Source organism: Luteibaculum oceani (assembly GCF_007995015.1).
Classification (GTDB): domain Bacteria; phylum Bacteroidota; class Bacteroidia; order Flavobacteriales_D; family Luteibaculaceae; genus Luteibaculum; species Luteibaculum oceani.
In genome coordinates this window covers 131213-148266 of sequence record NZ_VORB01000006.1, presented here as the reverse complement: position 1 = coordinate 148266, position 17054 = coordinate 131213, and the positions used below count along the sequence as shown (strand labels likewise).

13 protein-coding genes are annotated in these 17054 nt (G+C 40.4%); 10 read left to right on the top strand and 3 right to left on the bottom strand.

Annotated features, from left to right (window positions below; all coding sequences use genetic code 11):
- Entirely contained in the window at positions 1–1194 is a 1194-nt protein-coding gene (locus tag FRX97_RS07895; protein ID WP_147014655.1) for a glycosyltransferase, read from the top strand.
- On the opposite strand, the gene FRX97_RS07890 is transcribed toward FRX97_RS07895, so the two are convergent.
- Positions 1191–6089, bottom strand: coding sequence for a choice-of-anchor L domain-containing protein (locus FRX97_RS07890; RefSeq protein WP_147014654.1), 4899 nt, complete (start codon positions 6087–6089; stop codon positions 1191–1193). The two genes, FRX97_RS07895 and FRX97_RS07890, sit on opposite strands and share 4 nt — an antisense overlap.
- Positions 6090–6225: 136 nt before the next feature.
- Here FRX97_RS07890 and FRX97_RS07885 point away from each other — a divergent pair, with 136 nt between their 5' ends.
- The 9 genes from FRX97_RS07885 to nhaA all read left to right on the top strand — a co-directional run bounded on the left by FRX97_RS07885 (position 6226) and on the right by nhaA (position 13013).
- Entirely contained in the window at positions 6226–6930 is a 705-nt protein-coding gene (locus tag FRX97_RS07885; RefSeq protein ID WP_147014653.1) for an adenine nucleotide alpha hydrolase, read from the top strand.
- Complete coding sequence (locus tag FRX97_RS07880; protein ID WP_147014652.1) at positions 6923–7594, top strand: DUF2461 domain-containing protein; 672 nt, start codon at positions 6923–6925, stop codon at positions 7592–7594. Before FRX97_RS07885 ends, FRX97_RS07880 begins: the two co-directional genes overlap by 8 nt.
- Before the next feature lie 2 nt (positions 7595–7596).
- On the top strand, positions 7597–8052 hold the full coding sequence (locus FRX97_RS07875) for a DUF1801 domain-containing protein (protein ID WP_147014651.1): 456 nt from the start codon (positions 7597–7599) through the stop codon (positions 8050–8052).
- Complete coding sequence (locus tag FRX97_RS07870; protein ID WP_147014650.1) at positions 8053–8466, top strand: DUF4199 domain-containing protein; 414 nt, start codon at positions 8053–8055, stop codon at positions 8464–8466. It abuts the gene before it with no gap.
- A gap of 84 nt (positions 8467–8550) precedes the next feature.
- The gene (locus tag FRX97_RS07865) at positions 8551–8922 is read left to right on the top strand and encodes a BlaI/MecI/CopY family transcriptional regulator (protein ID WP_147014649.1); all 372 of its coding nucleotides are present in this window, start codon (positions 8551–8553) and stop codon (positions 8920–8922) included.
- A complete protein-coding gene (locus tag FRX97_RS07860; protein ID WP_147014648.1) occupies positions 8909–10063 on the top strand; it encodes a M56 family metallopeptidase in 1155 nt (384 codons plus the stop codon). Before FRX97_RS07865 ends, FRX97_RS07860 begins: the two co-directional genes overlap by 14 nt.
- Before the next feature lie 145 nt (positions 10064–10208).
- A complete protein-coding gene (locus tag FRX97_RS07855; protein WP_147014647.1) occupies positions 10209–11039 on the top strand; it encodes a universal stress protein in 831 nt (276 codons plus the stop codon).
- Between the two features lie 21 nt (positions 11040–11060).
- A complete protein-coding gene (locus FRX97_RS07850) occupies positions 11061–11582 on the top strand; it encodes a DinB family protein (RefSeq protein WP_147014646.1) in 522 nt (173 codons plus the stop codon).
- A 96-nt stretch (positions 11583–11678) separates the two neighbouring features.
- The gene (gene nhaA / locus FRX97_RS07845; RefSeq protein WP_147014645.1) at positions 11679–13013 is read left to right on the top strand and encodes a Na+/H+ antiporter NhaA; all 1335 of its coding nucleotides are present in this window, start codon (positions 11679–11681) and stop codon (positions 13011–13013) included.
- Here the strand turns inward: nhaA and FRX97_RS07840 are convergent.
- Positions 13010–13393, bottom strand: coding sequence for a group III truncated hemoglobin (locus FRX97_RS07840; protein ID WP_147014644.1), 384 nt, complete (start codon positions 13391–13393; stop codon positions 13010–13012). The genes nhaA and FRX97_RS07840 overlap by 4 nt on opposite strands.
- 92 nt (positions 13394–13485) lie before the next feature.
- Positions 13486–16899: a LamG-like jellyroll fold domain-containing protein gene (locus FRX97_RS07835; protein ID WP_147014643.1), complete on the bottom strand. Its 3414-nt coding sequence runs from the start codon at positions 16897–16899 to the stop codon at positions 13486–13488.
- Positions 16900–17054 lie beyond the last annotated feature (155 nt).

Genomic DNA, 17054 nt, shown 5'->3' with positions numbered 1-17054 from the left:
ATGGATGTTGTTATTTTCGGTTTAGCAAGGTGGGACGGAGATTATTCTTCCACCACATTATCTCTTGCAAAAGCGCTAAGTAAACAACACCGAGTATTCTACATCGACAATCCCTTTACTTTAAACGCATATTTTAAGGATAGGAAGCACCCGCGCATAAAAAAGCGTTCCCAAGCCCTTTTATGGGGAAAAAATACGGTCGTAAATGGGTTAGCGGAATACCCAAACTTATACATGCACACGCCTCCATTGGTACTCCCGTTAAACTGGTTACCCAAGGGAGGAATTTATTTGGCGGCTAAAAAAATTAACGACTACATCGTTAGAAAAAGCTTAAAGAAACTCAAGCGAGAATTTAACATCCAAGCACCGTGGTATATAAACATTTTTAACCCCTTTTACCCCGTAAAATGGCCCTGTAAGGAGAAGAATGTAAACATATACTATACCGTAGATAAGATTGAAAACTCCGAATACATTAATAAACACGGCCCATATCTTGAGCGAATTGCTTTAAAGAAATCGGATTTTGCATTAGCCACTTCGAAAAAACTCCAGTCGCATGCCACCTGTTATAGAACCACCTATTACTTGCCTAACGCAGCGGATATAGAACTTTTTTCCAAGGCGGCTGAAAATGCATTTGAGAAACCAAAGGATTTATCAAACGAAAATCGAGAAATCATTATTTATACAGGTAATTTCTCTATTCGGGAAGACTTTGAGCTTATAAACAAGTTGAGCAAAGACCACCCTAGCCGATTAATCCTTTTAATTGGACCGGTTAATACAAAAAGGCATTTAGAGTACGACTTAGAGCAGCGTGAAAATGTGATTTTCACAGGACCTAAATCACTCCAAGAGCTTCCTGCTTACTTACAGCATGCCCATTGTGCAATTATTCCATTTTTATGCAACGAGTTAACCTCTGGAATCTACCCTCTAAAAATTAACGAATATCTAGCCTCAGGAATTCCAGTAGTTTCAACACCTTTCTCAGAAGACATAAAAGGTTTTCAAGAGGTAATCAGCTTAGCATCTACTCCTGAGGATTTTTCGGAGGCCATAGATCGCGAAATCAAAAGTGATAATGCCGAGAAACGACAAAACAGGGTGGCTTTTTCTGCAAAAAACAATTGGGACAACCGTGCACTTCAATTGCAGCGCATCATAGAAGAACATCTAGCCGATTAACGAACCAGGGTAACCCTTCCACTTAGGTTCTTTTGTTTTCCATCTAGTGTTTTATAGCGAATAGCCCAAACATAAACATCCCCCTTACATAGTTCCCCCAGGTAGCTACCATCCCACTTAAAAAATGGATCCTTGCTACTGAATAATTCCTCTCCCCATCGATCGAAAATATGTACACTAAAAGCAGAAGGTTCTACTCCCACAACCTCTATGGCAAAAGCATCGTTTACCCCGTCTCCATTAGGAGTAAAAGCGGTAGGTATATACAGGATATCTTCGCTGGCAAGCGTAATAAAAGCGTGGCTTTGACCCAAGCAACCAAATTCCGTTTCGAAGCTTGCGCTTACGGCGTAATCCCCTTTAATTTTTGGAAAAACTACAAAGGGCTGTAATCCAGAAGTAGTAATGATGGTATCGCCCAGCTCATTTGAAATGCTCCAAAAAGCTTTTGCCAATTTATAAGTGCTAGAAAGCCCTAAAAATGCCTCGTTATTTATTAAGCTCAAACGACTGGGATTAATAGAAATATCCGCATAAGGGTTAGGATAAACCACAATTTCCTTTTCTAAAAACAGGGAGTTTTCACATCCTTGATTGCTAATAACCTCAATACCGATATCATAAGAACCTGCAGATACAAATTCGTGGTTAAATACGTTCTCCCTACTCACCAACTTCCTATTTACAAACCACTTAACCTCGCCAAAGGTATTTAATGGCAAACTGAAGTTGCTAGTTAGAGGTTCACACCCCGAATTGGGTAAAATAAGAGGCTGAATTATTGGCCTAGGGTAAAAATCTATGGCACTTACCGCGCTATCCACATCGTTACATGCATCCACTACCCACAACTTGGTTGTTGCGGAACCGCTATCCGTGGGGCTCGATTGATACATCCAGCCAATTTGGGTTTCGCCCGAATTCCAATTAAGCTGGTAGGGTTGTTTTCCACCCTGCACATCTGCACTTACCCATGCTTTATCTCCCGGACAAATGCTGTCTTGTTTAGGTATGGAAACTTGCAGTACTCCTCTTTTGGCAACCTGAAAGTCTATAGTATTCGAGGGACAATTCTTATTATCGAAAGCCCTTACCAGGTACAAACCGCTATCTGCCAAACTGAAATTAGCCGTGCTTTGCGTTATACCATTTATCTCGAAGCGGTAATTATTTGTCCCATTACCTCCCGTGACTATAAAACTCCCCTGATAAATTTCATTGGTACAAAGCAAGGTATCGACAATATCAGATAATATTACCGGAGTGGGAGCCAAAATCTGTATACTGTCTAGGGCTTCACACCCAGCAGAATCTACAACACTTACCTCTATTAATCCAGCTGACAAATTGTTAACCGTATCTTTAGATGAGCCATTGCTCCAAAGCACAACAAAAGGTTTTGTCCCCCCTACTATTTGAACCCATGCTTTACCATCGGATCCCCCACTACAAGAGATCGAATCCATAAAAAGATTAGTGCTAGGTCCGGCTATGTTATCAATGTTGTAGGGGAAAGAGTAAGTACAACCGTTGGCATCGGTAATATCTAGGGAGTAGCTACCTGGTACCACGTTTACCAAATGGGTGTCTAATGCATTATTACTCCACAAAAATGAATACGGTGTACTTCCACCCGATATTGTGTTTAAATAAATAGCTCCGTTGCTTTGGTTACAATTTGCAGGAACAATACTGTCTATAACTGAAATTGCTGTAGGCTCACTAATTGTGATGGCTGTATCTACAGTACACCCATTGGCATCGGATATGAAAACAACAAAGGTATTTCCACCACAAAGGCCTGAATAAGTCGCTACCCCATCAAAAGAAGTTGTTCCTAAACTTGGTTGAATGCTGTAGGTAAAAGGAGCCGTTCCCCCCTGAACCTCAATCTTGGCTTCACCATCGCAAAGTCCTGAACAGGATGCATTGCTAATCTGAACATTAGTAATTTTAAGTTCCTCTGGCTGATGAACAAAAAAAGCATGCTGCGCATTACATCCGAGGCTATCGATAACCTGGACGGTATAACTTCCGGCCCCAAGATTTGAAGCACTCGAGGTACTTGAAGTTATAGCTGGATCCCAATCGAATGAAAATGGAGCGAGTCCGCCCATAATTTCAAGCGTAACACTTCCATCGGAACCCAAAAAGCAAGTGGTAGAATCAACATCAGAGGTCAATTTCAGGGTATCCACCACAGTTACAAAGGTGTCAACTGGTATGCGGCAGGCAGCCGCAGGGATATACTGCACTTGATAGCGCCCACTTCCTAAATTTCTTGGATTGAACATCACCTGTTGATTGACCCCTAATCCACTCCAGGTTCCACCATTGGGTGTTGCTACTAATGGGGCTTCATCTCCTGCTGGGCAAAAACTAGGCAGGTTAACAATTTCACCAGTATCCGGGGCGATCACCTCAATTTCCATTGAATCCAACTCACCACACTCTCCTTGTACCAGGTGATAAATCCAGTGTTTTCCGGGCCCTGCATGACTTGGATAAAAACGGGCAAACGCACTATCCAATATTCCTGTCCCCCAATACAAGCCACCGTTGGTAACAGAACTAAGTTGCACCATTTCCTCTAGTGCACAGGGTGGATTTATAGGATTAATATCCGCTTGAAAACTGGAACTTACTTCAACGAAAAAGGTATCTCTATCACTACAGTACCCATCAACAATTTCATGCACAATGGCATGTACGCCCTCTCCAGCAGCACTAGGATCGAATAAGCCCCAGCTATCCACACCTGGCCCAGAGAAAACACCACCAGTCATTAGCGTCTGAATTTGGAAGGTCTCAGAACCTGCACAAAAAGGTCCAAAGGGAATAATTTCGGCATCTTTTTGATCAGAAAAATCAGCTTTGATCTCTACCGTATCGCTTGCTGTACAACCATTAGCATCGATAACAGTTAACTCATATACACCTGGAAGAAGTGATTCTGAAATGCTTTGATCTCCACCCTGCGACCACTGAAACTGGTAGGGTTCGGTACCTCCAAAAGCTACACCTTCGGCCCTACCTGAAGGACCACCACAACGAGACGGAACCAATTGAAGAGCTTCCACAAAAAGGGCTGTATCAGGCTGATTAACAACGGTATCGAGGATTAACTTACAACCGTTTATGTCCACTAGTTCCACCTCATAATCCCCAGCAAAAAGATCGACGCGGTCTGCTGCGAAACTTCCATCCTGCCATTTAAAACTGTCGATAGGAGAAGATGAATGTACCACAACATCTATTTCTCCCGAAGCATCACCGAAGCAAAGCACATCTTTGGGAAACAGTGTCGCTTCTACTGCAGGGAAAGGGGTAATGGTAATTTCTTCGGTCAGCTCACAACCTAGGTCATTTGTAGCAATTACCATATAACTCACTGCGCTATCGAGAACGGTAAAAGTTACTGAAGGCGAGGAGGAACTGGAAATCCCATATTCGGGTGTCCACAGATAATTATCAAATCCAGGGGTACTAACATCTACAGATTTCGTAGCACCAATACAGGCCGTGGTATCTGCCAATGTTGGTAAGCTGGGCGCCGCAACATTAACCGTTACCTCCCGTACCAAGCTACACCCCTGATCACTAAACGTTACAAAATAAGTAGTGGTGTCATTTGGAAACGCAATTGGGTTATGACAATCTGTGCAGCTAAGCGAATTTCCGGGAGACCAACTGTAGTTGTAATTAACATTTTCGGAAACCTGAAGCTGCACAGAATCGCCATAGCAGATATTTTGCTCCTCCGTTATTTCAGCTTCTAATTCCTCAATGGTTACCGTTTCACAAGAAAGTTCAGCTTTAGTACAAGGATCGAGAATACATATTTCAACCGTTTCTCCCGGATCTACAATAGAATCTGTTAGTGGAAGGATGGTGTAAGATGCCGACTGCTCCCCAGCTTTTATCACCATGGAGTCTTTTAAAAAACGGTAGTCCACACCGTTTTGAGCGGTTCCTTTTATGGCTACCTCAAAAACATAGTCACTTAAAACAGGATTCGGAAGATGGAAGGTGTAGACAGCAGAATCGCAGTTCTCATAAATTCTTCCTGGTCCAATATTTCCGGAAACAACAGGTTCTGTCATATCCACTCCAACGGAAACCAAACTTGATTTCTCCAGAAAAACGGAAGAATCCCAACACCCATCGCTTGCATCGGCAATGGCCAAAACAAAATGATAGGTCTCACAAGGGATAACACTGGCTGTTGCCGTTAAAACACTAGTGGTTCCGTCTAATTGAGTTTGCGAGGACATATCTGCCCGATAGAACTCACAATTAATGCAGGGTCCAATATCAGTATCTCCGTTATTTACGGTGTTAATAGTGATTGGAGCACCTCCACCACCAGGTAAAACACCTATATTTTGAATCCCCGCTATACCGGGGCCACTGATATAGAATCCAAAAGCATCATTGAAAGATGATCCTACATATTCTGGGTATTCATCCGAGCCAAAGACATACTTAAACTCCAAGGTACTTGTCGTAACCTCTACATCAAATTCTAGGATACACGCATCTTGGGTTGTTGCATTGGCAATTGAATTAAGAGGAGCATATCCTGGTCTACCGTGGTCAGTTCCCAAGCAAAGCAGTCCTCCAGCATTAGCATTGGTAACATTCCCCGTACCCAAAACGATACCTTCGTCTAAGGTAAAATTAAGAGCATTTACTCCGCCATCGAAGGTTCCTGCCGCGGTTCCAGCACAATTAAGGGTTGCGTTCTTAACCACAACACCTTGTCCAGCTAATAATTGAGCCATTTGAGCAGCATTATTACTGGCTGTCACATTTAATTGTGCCTGGATAAGCGGGGTGTTTCCGATATAACCAACAACTAACACTAAGTACAAACAAATATCCCTAACCAACATATACTAAACTATGAGAAACCATAATACGATATTTAATCTAAAATTTTAGACTGTAAGTATTATTTTCTAGATGACGTGATATTTTAGAGATGGTTGGTCGTCAAATTATTTTCACATAAAAGCTTTTCTTTGGACCATGAGTAAATCCTTTATGAATTGGAGTTCAGGTAAGGACGCCTGTTATTCACTTTTAGCAATAAAACCCCACTTAAAACCCGAGTTATTATTTACCACTATATCCAAGGAATTGCAAAGAGTAAGTATGCACGGGTTGCATAAGTCACTGCTGGAGCAGCAAGCCAAAGCTTTAAATATTCCGCTCCGAATTGCAGAACTCGAAAAATCGAGTAGTCATGCTGCTTACGAAAAATTGATGCAGGAAGAAATGGCACAGCTTAAGGCCCAAGGATTCGAAACGGCCATTTTTGGGGACATTTTTCTGGAGGACCTAAAGCTTTATCGTGAGAGGATGCTTTCTACCGTTCCCATGGAAGCTCATTTTCCGCTATGGAAGAAAGACAGTAAAATTCTGGCAAAAGAAATTATTAAATCTGGGATAAAAGCCATTGTTGTATGTGTGGATGGGCAAAAATTACCCGAAGATTTTGCCGGTAGAATTTACAACGAACAATTTTTAAATGACCTTCCAGAAAAGATAGATCCCTGTGGAGAAAACGGGGAATTTCATACCTTTTGTTTTGATGGTCCCATGTTTAAAAATCCAGTTGACTTTGAGCTTGGAGGAATAAATAAATCGACCTACCCGGTACCAAAGGGAAGCGAATCACATTTAACTGAATACGTTTTCTATTTTAGAGATCTAATTGCGAAGCATGGCTAAGATCAGTAAAGAAACTTTCTCCTTCCTTAAGGATTTAGAAGCAAATAACAATAGAGAATGGTTTGCAGAGAACAAACCGCGATATGAATCAGCAAAGGAAGAGTTTGAGCAATTTATAGATGAATTGATGTTGGGAATAGCAGAATTCGACAACAGTATTACCCACCACGCACCAAAAGATTGCATTTTTAGAATTTACCGGGATGTTAGATTTTCCAAGGACAAAAGTCCCTATAAAACCCACTTTGGAGCCCATATTACGGCGGCACAAAAGAGATCAGACATTCATTCCAAAGCTGGGTATTACTTGCATTTAGCTCCTGGTGGTACATTGTTAGCAGGCGGTGCCTATATGCCGAATAGTGATTGGTTAAAAAAAATCCGTTCATCCATAGACCAGGATGCCTCCCAACTAAGGGAGATTATTAATAATCCCGACTTTAAAAAAACCTTTGGAAGCTTGGGGGGAGAAAAATTAAAAACAGCTCCAAGAGATTACCCCAAAGATCATCCGGAAATTGAGCTTTTAAAACACAAGAGCTTTGTGGTTAGTACCAATTGCTCAGACAGTCTGGTGCTATCAGAAACTTTTTTAAATCATTGTGTTCAGGTTTTTAGAACCTTATATCCCTTTGACCAATACCTAAACAATACTATTGAATAACTATGCAGTATAAGGCAAGTACTCCTGAGGATTACATAAAGCAAATTCCAGAAGATCGCATTCCACATTTTGAGAAATTGCGAAAAACTATTCTAGAAAATCTCCCCAAAGGATTTGAAGAAGGCATGCAGTATGGCCATATTGGATATTTCGTGCCGCACAGTATTTACCCAGATGGATATCATTGTACTCCATCAGAGCCACTTCCTTTCATGGCCATTGCCTCGCAAAAAAACTTTGTTGCGCTTTACCATTCTGGTATTTATGCAAGCCAGGAGCTAATGGATTGGTTTGTAGGAGAATATCCTAAACACTGCAAAAGAAAATTAGACATGGGCAAAAGTTGCATTCGATTTAAAAAAGTGGAGGAAATTCCTTTTGAATTGATTGCAGAATTGTGCACAAAAATGTCTGTTGAGCAGTGGATTAGCATTTATGAATCAGCAATCAAAAAATAGGTGGATAAATTAGCTGTAGAACTCAAATGGTCTGCCATTGCCCTCATCCTGGAATTAATTACAGGTCATCTATCTATTCGTTACATCACCCCTGAAACTGCTGTTTTCGACGTAGGGAACCCTTTGATTATAGGAGTATTGGCGATTTGCCTTTACTTGGGAATACTATTCAAAAAGCAAAAATATTTTGGTGGAAGAATTAGTTTCTCCAAAGCATTTAGAACAGGGATCATTATAGGTTTTTTGGTTGCATTTATGCAGCCAATGTTATATTGGATAATCGCAATGGTCTATGCAAATCCCCCACAACTTGGAAATGCGGGAAGCATTATTGGCATACTACTATTGCACATCTTACTCTCTCCCCTCATTGCCTTTATTCTAAAAAGGAATAAGCCTTCGGAAGAATTTTAGACTGTATTAAACATTTGATTAGGCTTCAAAGAATGGATAACTAAGTTTTTAGTTTACCAACTAAATATTTAGTTTGTTTGTGTTATGATTGAATTAACCAAAGCCGAAGAAGAAGTAATGCAGTACTTATGGGAGCTTAAAAAAGCTTTTGTCAAGGACATTATTGAGCTATATCCCGAGCCCAAACCTGCCTATAATACCGTTTCTACTATAGTCCGCATTTTAGAAAAGAAAGGCTTCGTTGATCACGAGTCGTTTGGCAAAAGCCATCGCTACTACCCCTCCATTCCGAAAGAAGTATATAAAAAGCAAAGCGTTTCGAAACTAGCTAAAGGTTATTTCGAGGGAAGTTTTAAATCCATGGTTTCATTCTTTCTAAAAGAGAAAAAACTGAGCACATCAGACTTAGACGAGATATTAAGAGAACTAAATAGCGAAGAAAATGAACTGGATTAATCTTATTGAAATTCAAGGATTAATTATCCTTTTTGCTGCCATATATCGTTTCGGTTTATCGCAGCATGGTTGCTTTAAATTTAACCGTTGGTACTTGCTGTTAACCCCTTTTGTTGCCATTGGAATTTCCTTAATAGAAATAAAAAGCAATCCACAAATAGCGGCTATAAACCTCGCGGAGTTTGCTGTCAGCCAAGAAATTACTGGGTTACAGAATAATATAGAGAGCCAGCACTTTAATCCGCTTTTCTTGTACCTACCAATTTCCCTTGTGATCCTCATGGTAATTACTTTCCAGTTAGTCAAAATCTATCATAAATCGACTCCCATAAGTGGTTATCCCATCCCAACCAGATTAAACACCAATCTGCCGGGGCCATTCACCATTTTCACCACACTTTATACACCTACAGCCCAAGTAAATAATGAAATAATAGCCCACGAATCCGTTCATATTCGAGACAAACATTACGTGGATTTAATATTGCTACATATAGCTGCCTTAGTATTTTGGATAAATCCCGCGTCTTGGCTTCTAATAAAATTTGCCAAGCTAAACCACGAGTTTTTAGCCGACCAGAAAGTTATACGAGGAGAAATTGATGGAGTTAAATACAAAGAGTCGCTCCTACAACAAGTATTAAACACACGTGTACCCATGGTTTCGCATGGCTTTTTAAATCTCAATGAACTTAAAACCAGAATAAAAATGATGAACACTAAGAACCACAAAAAACAAGCTTGGAAAACACTTTATTGGACTATTCCAGCCATTTTACTCGTAGTAATTGCCTGTAATCAAAAACCAGCAATTGAGGAAAGCATTCCCGTACTTGATATAGCGGAGGAAATGCCAAAGTTCGAAGGCGGTGATCAAGCCTTATTTAAATTTCTATCGGAAAATATTGCCTACCCAAAAGAGGCGGTAAAAGACTCGGTACAGGGCGTAGTATTTGTATCATTCGTTGTGGACGAAAAAGGGCAAGTAACTGAACCGACCATTTTAAAGGGTATACATCCTAGACTAGATGAAGAAGCGCTAAACATAATAGAAAAGATGCCCGATTGGACTCCTGGAAAAGACAAAGGAGCCCCAGTAAAAGTTAAGTACAACCTTCCGATAAAGTTTGTGCTGGAATAAACACATCCAAAAACGTATTGAAATAAAATGCCGGCTGTTGTCGGCATTTTTTTTGTCTTTCATTATAGACTTTAATCAATACACAGCGGCATCATTATCATTTAAAACTTAGAGCTTTGGAAATATCTTGCCCAAAAGTTTTTTCATGAAGCACATTGTTATTCCCACCAAATCTTTCGAAGACACCCTGTTCACTTTCCGTTATGCAAAAATGTGGTACGGCATCGATAATGTCCAATATCGATTACTAAACGCGTTTGAAGAACCCTCCAAAAGCGCCGACATGGTAATTTCCATTAAAGATTTATTACACGAGGAATCGAAAAAAATTTTAGAAGAACAGAAAAAGGAAATTTTAAATTCCTTTCCTGATGCCAAAGACTGTATCACAACTACCTCTATTTATGGAGAAATCTCGGAAGCTATAAATCGTTTAAACCAACAACACGCAGTAGACACAGTGGTAATGGCCACAACGGGGGCTGGGAAATTGAAAAGGTTTTTTGGAGGAAGTAATACCGCTAAAGTTGTTGCCAATGTTAGTTGTCCAGTACTAAGTGTCCCATACAAATACCAACAACTTGAAGCGCCCACGGAAATATGCTTGTGCCTAGATTATGAGACTATCCCCCAGCAAACCCTTCTTACCAAAATAAAATTACTTGCCAACAGTAAAAACTGTAAGGTTACCGTATTGCATATAGACACGCCTAAAAAGGATAAAAAAGAAAATCTGTACGAATCTGAAGTCAAATCTATGATAGCACTACATTTGAGCTCAGTAGATTTTGAAATTAAATCTTATGCAGCAGAATCTGTCTCCAGAGGTATTTTAGAATACGTAAAAATCAATAGCCCCTCTCTCCTTGTAATGATCGCTCACCCCCATAATTACTTGCAGAAAATTTTAAATGCTAGCCAAAGTAAATTGCTCACCAATTTGAGTAATGTTCCCCTTTTGGTGTACCACGAATAAATAATCCCCGAAAAAGCTAAAATGCAGTACAACCTAAATGCCAGCATAGAAATTTTAAGTCAAACCCCGGGCACCCTAAAAAGTATGCTGGGAAACTTAAACCCAGATTGGATAAAATCTAACGAAGGCCCCAACTCCTGGAGTCCCTACGACGTGGTAGGCCATTTAATCCATGGGGAAAAAACCGACTGGATAGACCGAATTGAAATTTGTTTGGGGATGAGAAACACGGATACCTTCACCCCTTTCGACCGCTTTGCACAAGAAAGAGATTCTGTTGGAAAAAGTATCTCCGATTTATTAAACGAGTTTCAAATTTTAAGATCGCAAAACCTTTTAAAGCTTCAATCATATAAAATCACGCCAGATCAACTCCAACTAAAAGGATATCATCCTTCGTTAGGTGGAGTGACTTTGGGTAATTTATTAAGTACCTGGACCGTGCACGATTTGGGGCATATCGCACAAATATCTCGTGTTTTAGCCACACAATATAACGCCGAGGTAGGTCCTTGGAAAGAGTATCTCAGAATACTTCAGTAAAGAGATTCTTAAAAAAGAATAAAGGTTTGGTGTTATAATAGGGCTGTTTTAATGGATTTTTTAATAATGACTACGAGTTAACCCAAAAAATCGCAAATGAGAAAAACACCCATCGACAAACTTGTTGTTCTTCCCGTAAACAAATTCATAAAAAGCTCCACCGCCAGTGGCATTGTTCTTTTTTCAAGTGTTGTAATTGCTCTTTTACTTGCCAATTCACCTTGGGCCGATGCGTTTCACCATTTCTGGGAATACGAATTTGGAGTAAAACTCATGCATTATGAGTTTAGTAAAAACCTACATCATTGGATTAACGATGGGTTAATGGCCATCTTTTTCTTTGTGGTAGGTTTGGAACTCAAACGCGAGTTTATTGATGGGGAACTCTCCGACCCCAAAAACGCTATTTTACCAATAGGTGCTGGATTGGGTGGAATGATCTTTCCTGCACTGATTTATTTGTTTTTCAATCACGACAGCACCGCCTCTGATGGATGGGGTATCCCCATGGCTACCGACATTGCCTTTGCACTTGGTATTCTTCATTTGCTAGGAAAGAAAGTACCGCTGGCACTCAAAGTATTTCTAACCGTACTGGCTATTGCAGATGATATTGGAGCGGTTCTGGTAATCGCCTTTTTCTATACTTCGGATATATCCTTGTACAGCTTGGGAATGGCATCCATTTTTCTTGGGATCATGTTCATTGCAAATATCGTTGGTGTGCGAAGCTTTCTTTTCTATGCAATAGTTGGGTTGGGCGGCTTTTGGCTGGCCTTTTCCATGTCGGGAGTACATGCAACCATCTCAGGTGTACTTGCTGCTTTTACCATTCCCGGCAACGTTAAAATTAAAGCTGGTAATTATGTGGAACAAATGAAAAAACTAATTCACCAGTTTGAGAATGCAAAAAGAAGAAAAGATTCCCCCCTTATATCATGGAGCCAAATGCGCAGCATAGAAAAAATGAGGTTTTACTCCAAGGCGGCCATGACTCCTCTACAACTTTTAGAGCACTACCTCCACCCCATAGTTGCCTTTATTATCATGCCCATTTTTGCACTTGCTAATGCTGGATTGACCTTTACAAGCGAAATTTTTACACACATTGCCTCCCCCGTTACCATGGGAATTTTTCTGGGATTGATCTTGGGAAAATCTATAGGAATTACATTGGTTACAAAGTTGTTAACCACCCTGAAAATTACGGACCTTCCCGAGGACGTTACCTGGACTCAAATTGTAGGAGTTAGCTTTATCGCGGGGGTTGGATTTACCATGTCGCTGTTCATCAACAACCTGGCTTTTGCAACTCCTTTATTTCTTTCAGAGGCAAAAATTGGAATATTAATGGCGTCTATAGTTTCTGGATTAATCGGATACCTTACCATAAAAGGAACCTTGAATAGAAAACGGCTAAAACCCCACTAATTCGTTTGATTTTTATCCAGGTAATCCTTCTTATAGCTGAAGGTTAACCCCAAGGTTTTAGCTCTTGAAACGGCTTCATCGGCATGGGTTCCTCTAAAATGTTGATTTACCTTTTTAATGAATAAATCCACCCATCTTTGAAAATGCTTATTATCTATGGGTAAGGAACGATGCACTTTGAAGGGGCTTCCATTATAACTTTTCACATTTAGTAGGATGGTTTCCCAAAAGCGATACATTTTTTCTAAATGCGCATCCCAATTATCGCCTATCACTTCGTGAAATACTGGGCCCAACAAGGGATCTTTTCGTACCTCGGCATAAAATTCATTCACCAAAAACTCTATGGCTTCTCGGTTATTTAAGGAAGCTTTTTCCATAATGCAAAGGTACAATCCGCTAGACCATTAACCCACAAAAAAAGCCGATAACAAATAGTTACCGGCCCTTTTCTTCTGTTTAAAAGCAGATGTTATAATACGCTAATCTTTTTAATGGTTAGGCTTACCCCATTTCTATTGAAATCCATGAAGTAAACTCCAGTATTTAAGGATCCTAAATCCAATTGTAGTACTTTTTCAATACTTCCTAGTTCGAGATTAAATACTATTCTTCCCGAGGCATCTCTTACTAAAATGTGGTCGCCAGATTCCAATCCGCCGCCGTTGTACACATTGATAATACCATCTTCTGTAGGGTTTGGATATACGTTTACAGCAAACTCTCTCGTTTGTTTGCTAATTCCCACCGCTCCTGCATTAATAAACTCATGGGTTACGGTACCACCAAACTCCTCTTCGAAAGCCTTAATAGTAGTTCCGAAACCATTCTTCAGTCTCAAGAAACCACGGCCTCTATCTTGTCCGATAGCTGCGTAATACCAATAATATAATCCGTCGTCCCCGTCATCCATAAATTCCAACCGGAAACAACCATTTGGCAATTCTAGATCATCAGAATAAGTGGTGTTACTTGTAAACCCACTTTTCTGGGTTACTACATTTCCAGCCATATCTAAAATCCGATAAGATGATTCCCATCCTCTGGTATTGGTTCTGTAATTAAGGGTTAACCCTTTTTCATACACCGGTACAGGGGTATAAGGAGATCTGTAACTGTTGTTTGGAGCATACTGATCAGCGCCTCCATTCACCGCAGTTACCTCAACATAAAAAACATTTTCTGCGTCCTGATCGGTCCAAAAATCTAGTTCTTCTATTGGTAAGTTCACCTTCTGGTATGCCGACGGTTGAATGCTACCCGACCAGGTGTAGGTCTTTTTATTATTGGGGTTTACCCAGTATTGAAGTTCTAGGCTACTTATTACATCACCCCCCTTATTCTTTATCAGCACTTCGGGTTGGGTACAAGCCATGTTAAACCTATCAAATTCCGTACGCTGGGATGGTTTAATAACATACTCGATAGCTGCATCGGTAGAAAAATTGTAATCGCCATAGGTTACCAGCTGGTGATTAACAATGTATCGAGAATCACCCGTTGCGCTTGCCATTCCGTAATCTACCTGCAATATGCTTCCTGGTGAAAGGTATTGGCTAACGTCAAACTCGTTGATATCGGAGGGAGCTCCGGGGCACCATCCTGCTCTATCGTTTAACCAAGTTCCTCCCTGTGGGTAAATCGGGTTTTCAGAACACTCTGTCCATGCATTCCAACTAAAACGTTTTTGTCCAGCATTAATATCCACATAGTGCTGTCTCGAAATAAACTCACCTTCCTGACCATGCCCGGTGATAACACTGCGGATTTTACCATATTTCGCGTCTGCTGAAATGGGTACGTCAAGCGGTTGATACTGATTGTCTGCTGCTATATTTCCATAGCTCGTTTGGTTAACGGGCCAAAGCTGCTTAAGACTTATAATGTTTCTTTCTGGGGTTCCTTTTATGAAAATGAATTTGATATCCATTTCCTCCTGATTCTGTCCACCACGCTCAAGAGAAACCACCTTTTTCCCTCTTAGAACAGGGGCAAAATCGGTAACATCGAATTCCCACATTTTACCTTCCATTCCCAAATCAAGGTTTATACCATAAGGGGTTACAAAAGACATGATTTCGAATTTGGCTGGAGACTTTCTAAAGTAATCGAGAACTCCAATATTTAAGTTGTTTTCCAAGGAAATATCAAAACCATCAATTACTTCTCCTGCATCGTCATAAATCAAGCCCAAATCTCGGGTCCAGGCAAAATATTGGTTGGCAACAACAGGCTGGTTGTCAACTATCTCATATTCCTTCACCAATTTACCCGCATGATAAATAGTATCATAAACAGTAACCTGAGTATTAGAAAGGGTATAGTCACCTTGCACCCAACCTATATTAGGCACTCCAATTCGCTTAAAACCTTTATCTAATTGATCACCAAAAACTTTGGTGACCGTAACATCGTCTACCTCACTAACACTAATGTTCAAAGGTCCTTCATCTACCCCACCATCAGCGAAGGAGTTTAAATCGAAGACAACATTACCATCTAGGTTATCCAAAACGCTCAAATCTCCGTTCATATGAGCTGCAATTTCAGCGGTACTCAAACGCTTATTGTAAATAGTGAAATTATCTAGTGCGCCATAAAAAGGATTGGTATTTCCTGCTGCATTAGGATAAGAACTTCCAATAGCAAGTTTTACCAGGTCTATAAGCTTATTCTTTCCGGTGTTTTGCTTTACCAAAGAACCGTTGTGGTAAATGCCCATGATACCCGTTCTGGCATTTTTAGTGAAAAACCAGTGATTCCAGGTTTCGGTATATGTGGTGGCCTCCACGTTTTGATTCACTCTATCGTATCCTGAACCATCGTTTCCACAATCCCAATAAACATTGCTATTCGACCAAGGAAGGTGACTGTTAACTTGTCTTCTGTTGGATCCATCTACACCTTCGAAAGCTGAAGAATTAAGTGTTCCAAGAGCATTAATATCTCCTTTCATCCAGAACCCAACACTTATTTCATCTGAGATTCCTAATAAATCTGCTTCTTCCAATTTTAAATATCCACTACCATTAAATTCTGGAGTACCATTACTCAATCTGGCAATTGCTCTTTTCGAAGTATTATTAGCTCCCAACCATGGAGTTCCAAAAGAACCGTTGTAGTCAAAGGAAATTTCCAATAATAGGTCGCTTTGTCCATTCCAGTTAAACGGAGTAGAGAACTTGGCAAATCCAAGCCCTTGATCTAAAGCCAGATGGTTGTAAAAAACAGTTTGAAAGCCTTGTGTTTCCAACTGATTGATTTCGGTAAGACTGGTGCTTTTTACTTTGATTTTAAGATTTTTCAAAAGACCTGTTCCCTGCAAAGGAATTTGAATTCCAGTAATATTTCCAGCTCCCATACCCGTGCTGCTTAACTCGGCAGCCGTATATAACACCTGGAATCTATGCGCTGTTTGGTCTGGAGATACCACCAGAACCGTATCCGGTCCTAGGTTTAGTCCGTACTCACTTTCGCTATTTACGTTGGTATAGGTAGTTTGCGTAAGAACCCTCTGAATTAAATCATAAGAAGGTGTTGTGTTATAACTAAGTGCGCTGCCAGAAAATCCACTCACGATATGGGTGGGATGAGTTGCTTTTAGCGAATCGAATTGAGTGCTATCGGTTATGTACGTATTACAACTGTAATCCCATTCTCCACAAGCTACATTGTTACCACCCGTGGTATTTACTTCACCGTTTCTACAGCGCATGCGGTAATGCATCAAAACCTTTTCGTAGGAGTTTGGATCGTTATCGGGAAAGGTAAATTCCGCCCTCCTGGAGGTACTATCGAAAGTAAAGGTCTGCACAACTATGGTGTCTTGTTGCGCAAACATTATCGACTGCATAATGCAGAACAAGAGTATAAAGGTGGTTCTCATCGAAAATATTTTGGACTAAAGTAGGCGGCTATGCACGAAAAGGATATCTGAAATTCGGCTTAACATTTGAAAGGTAAAAAGGACAAATGATTCAACTTCGTCTTAAAAATAAGGGCTTTAGGCTGAAACGACCACCTGTAATCTTATAACTCTGT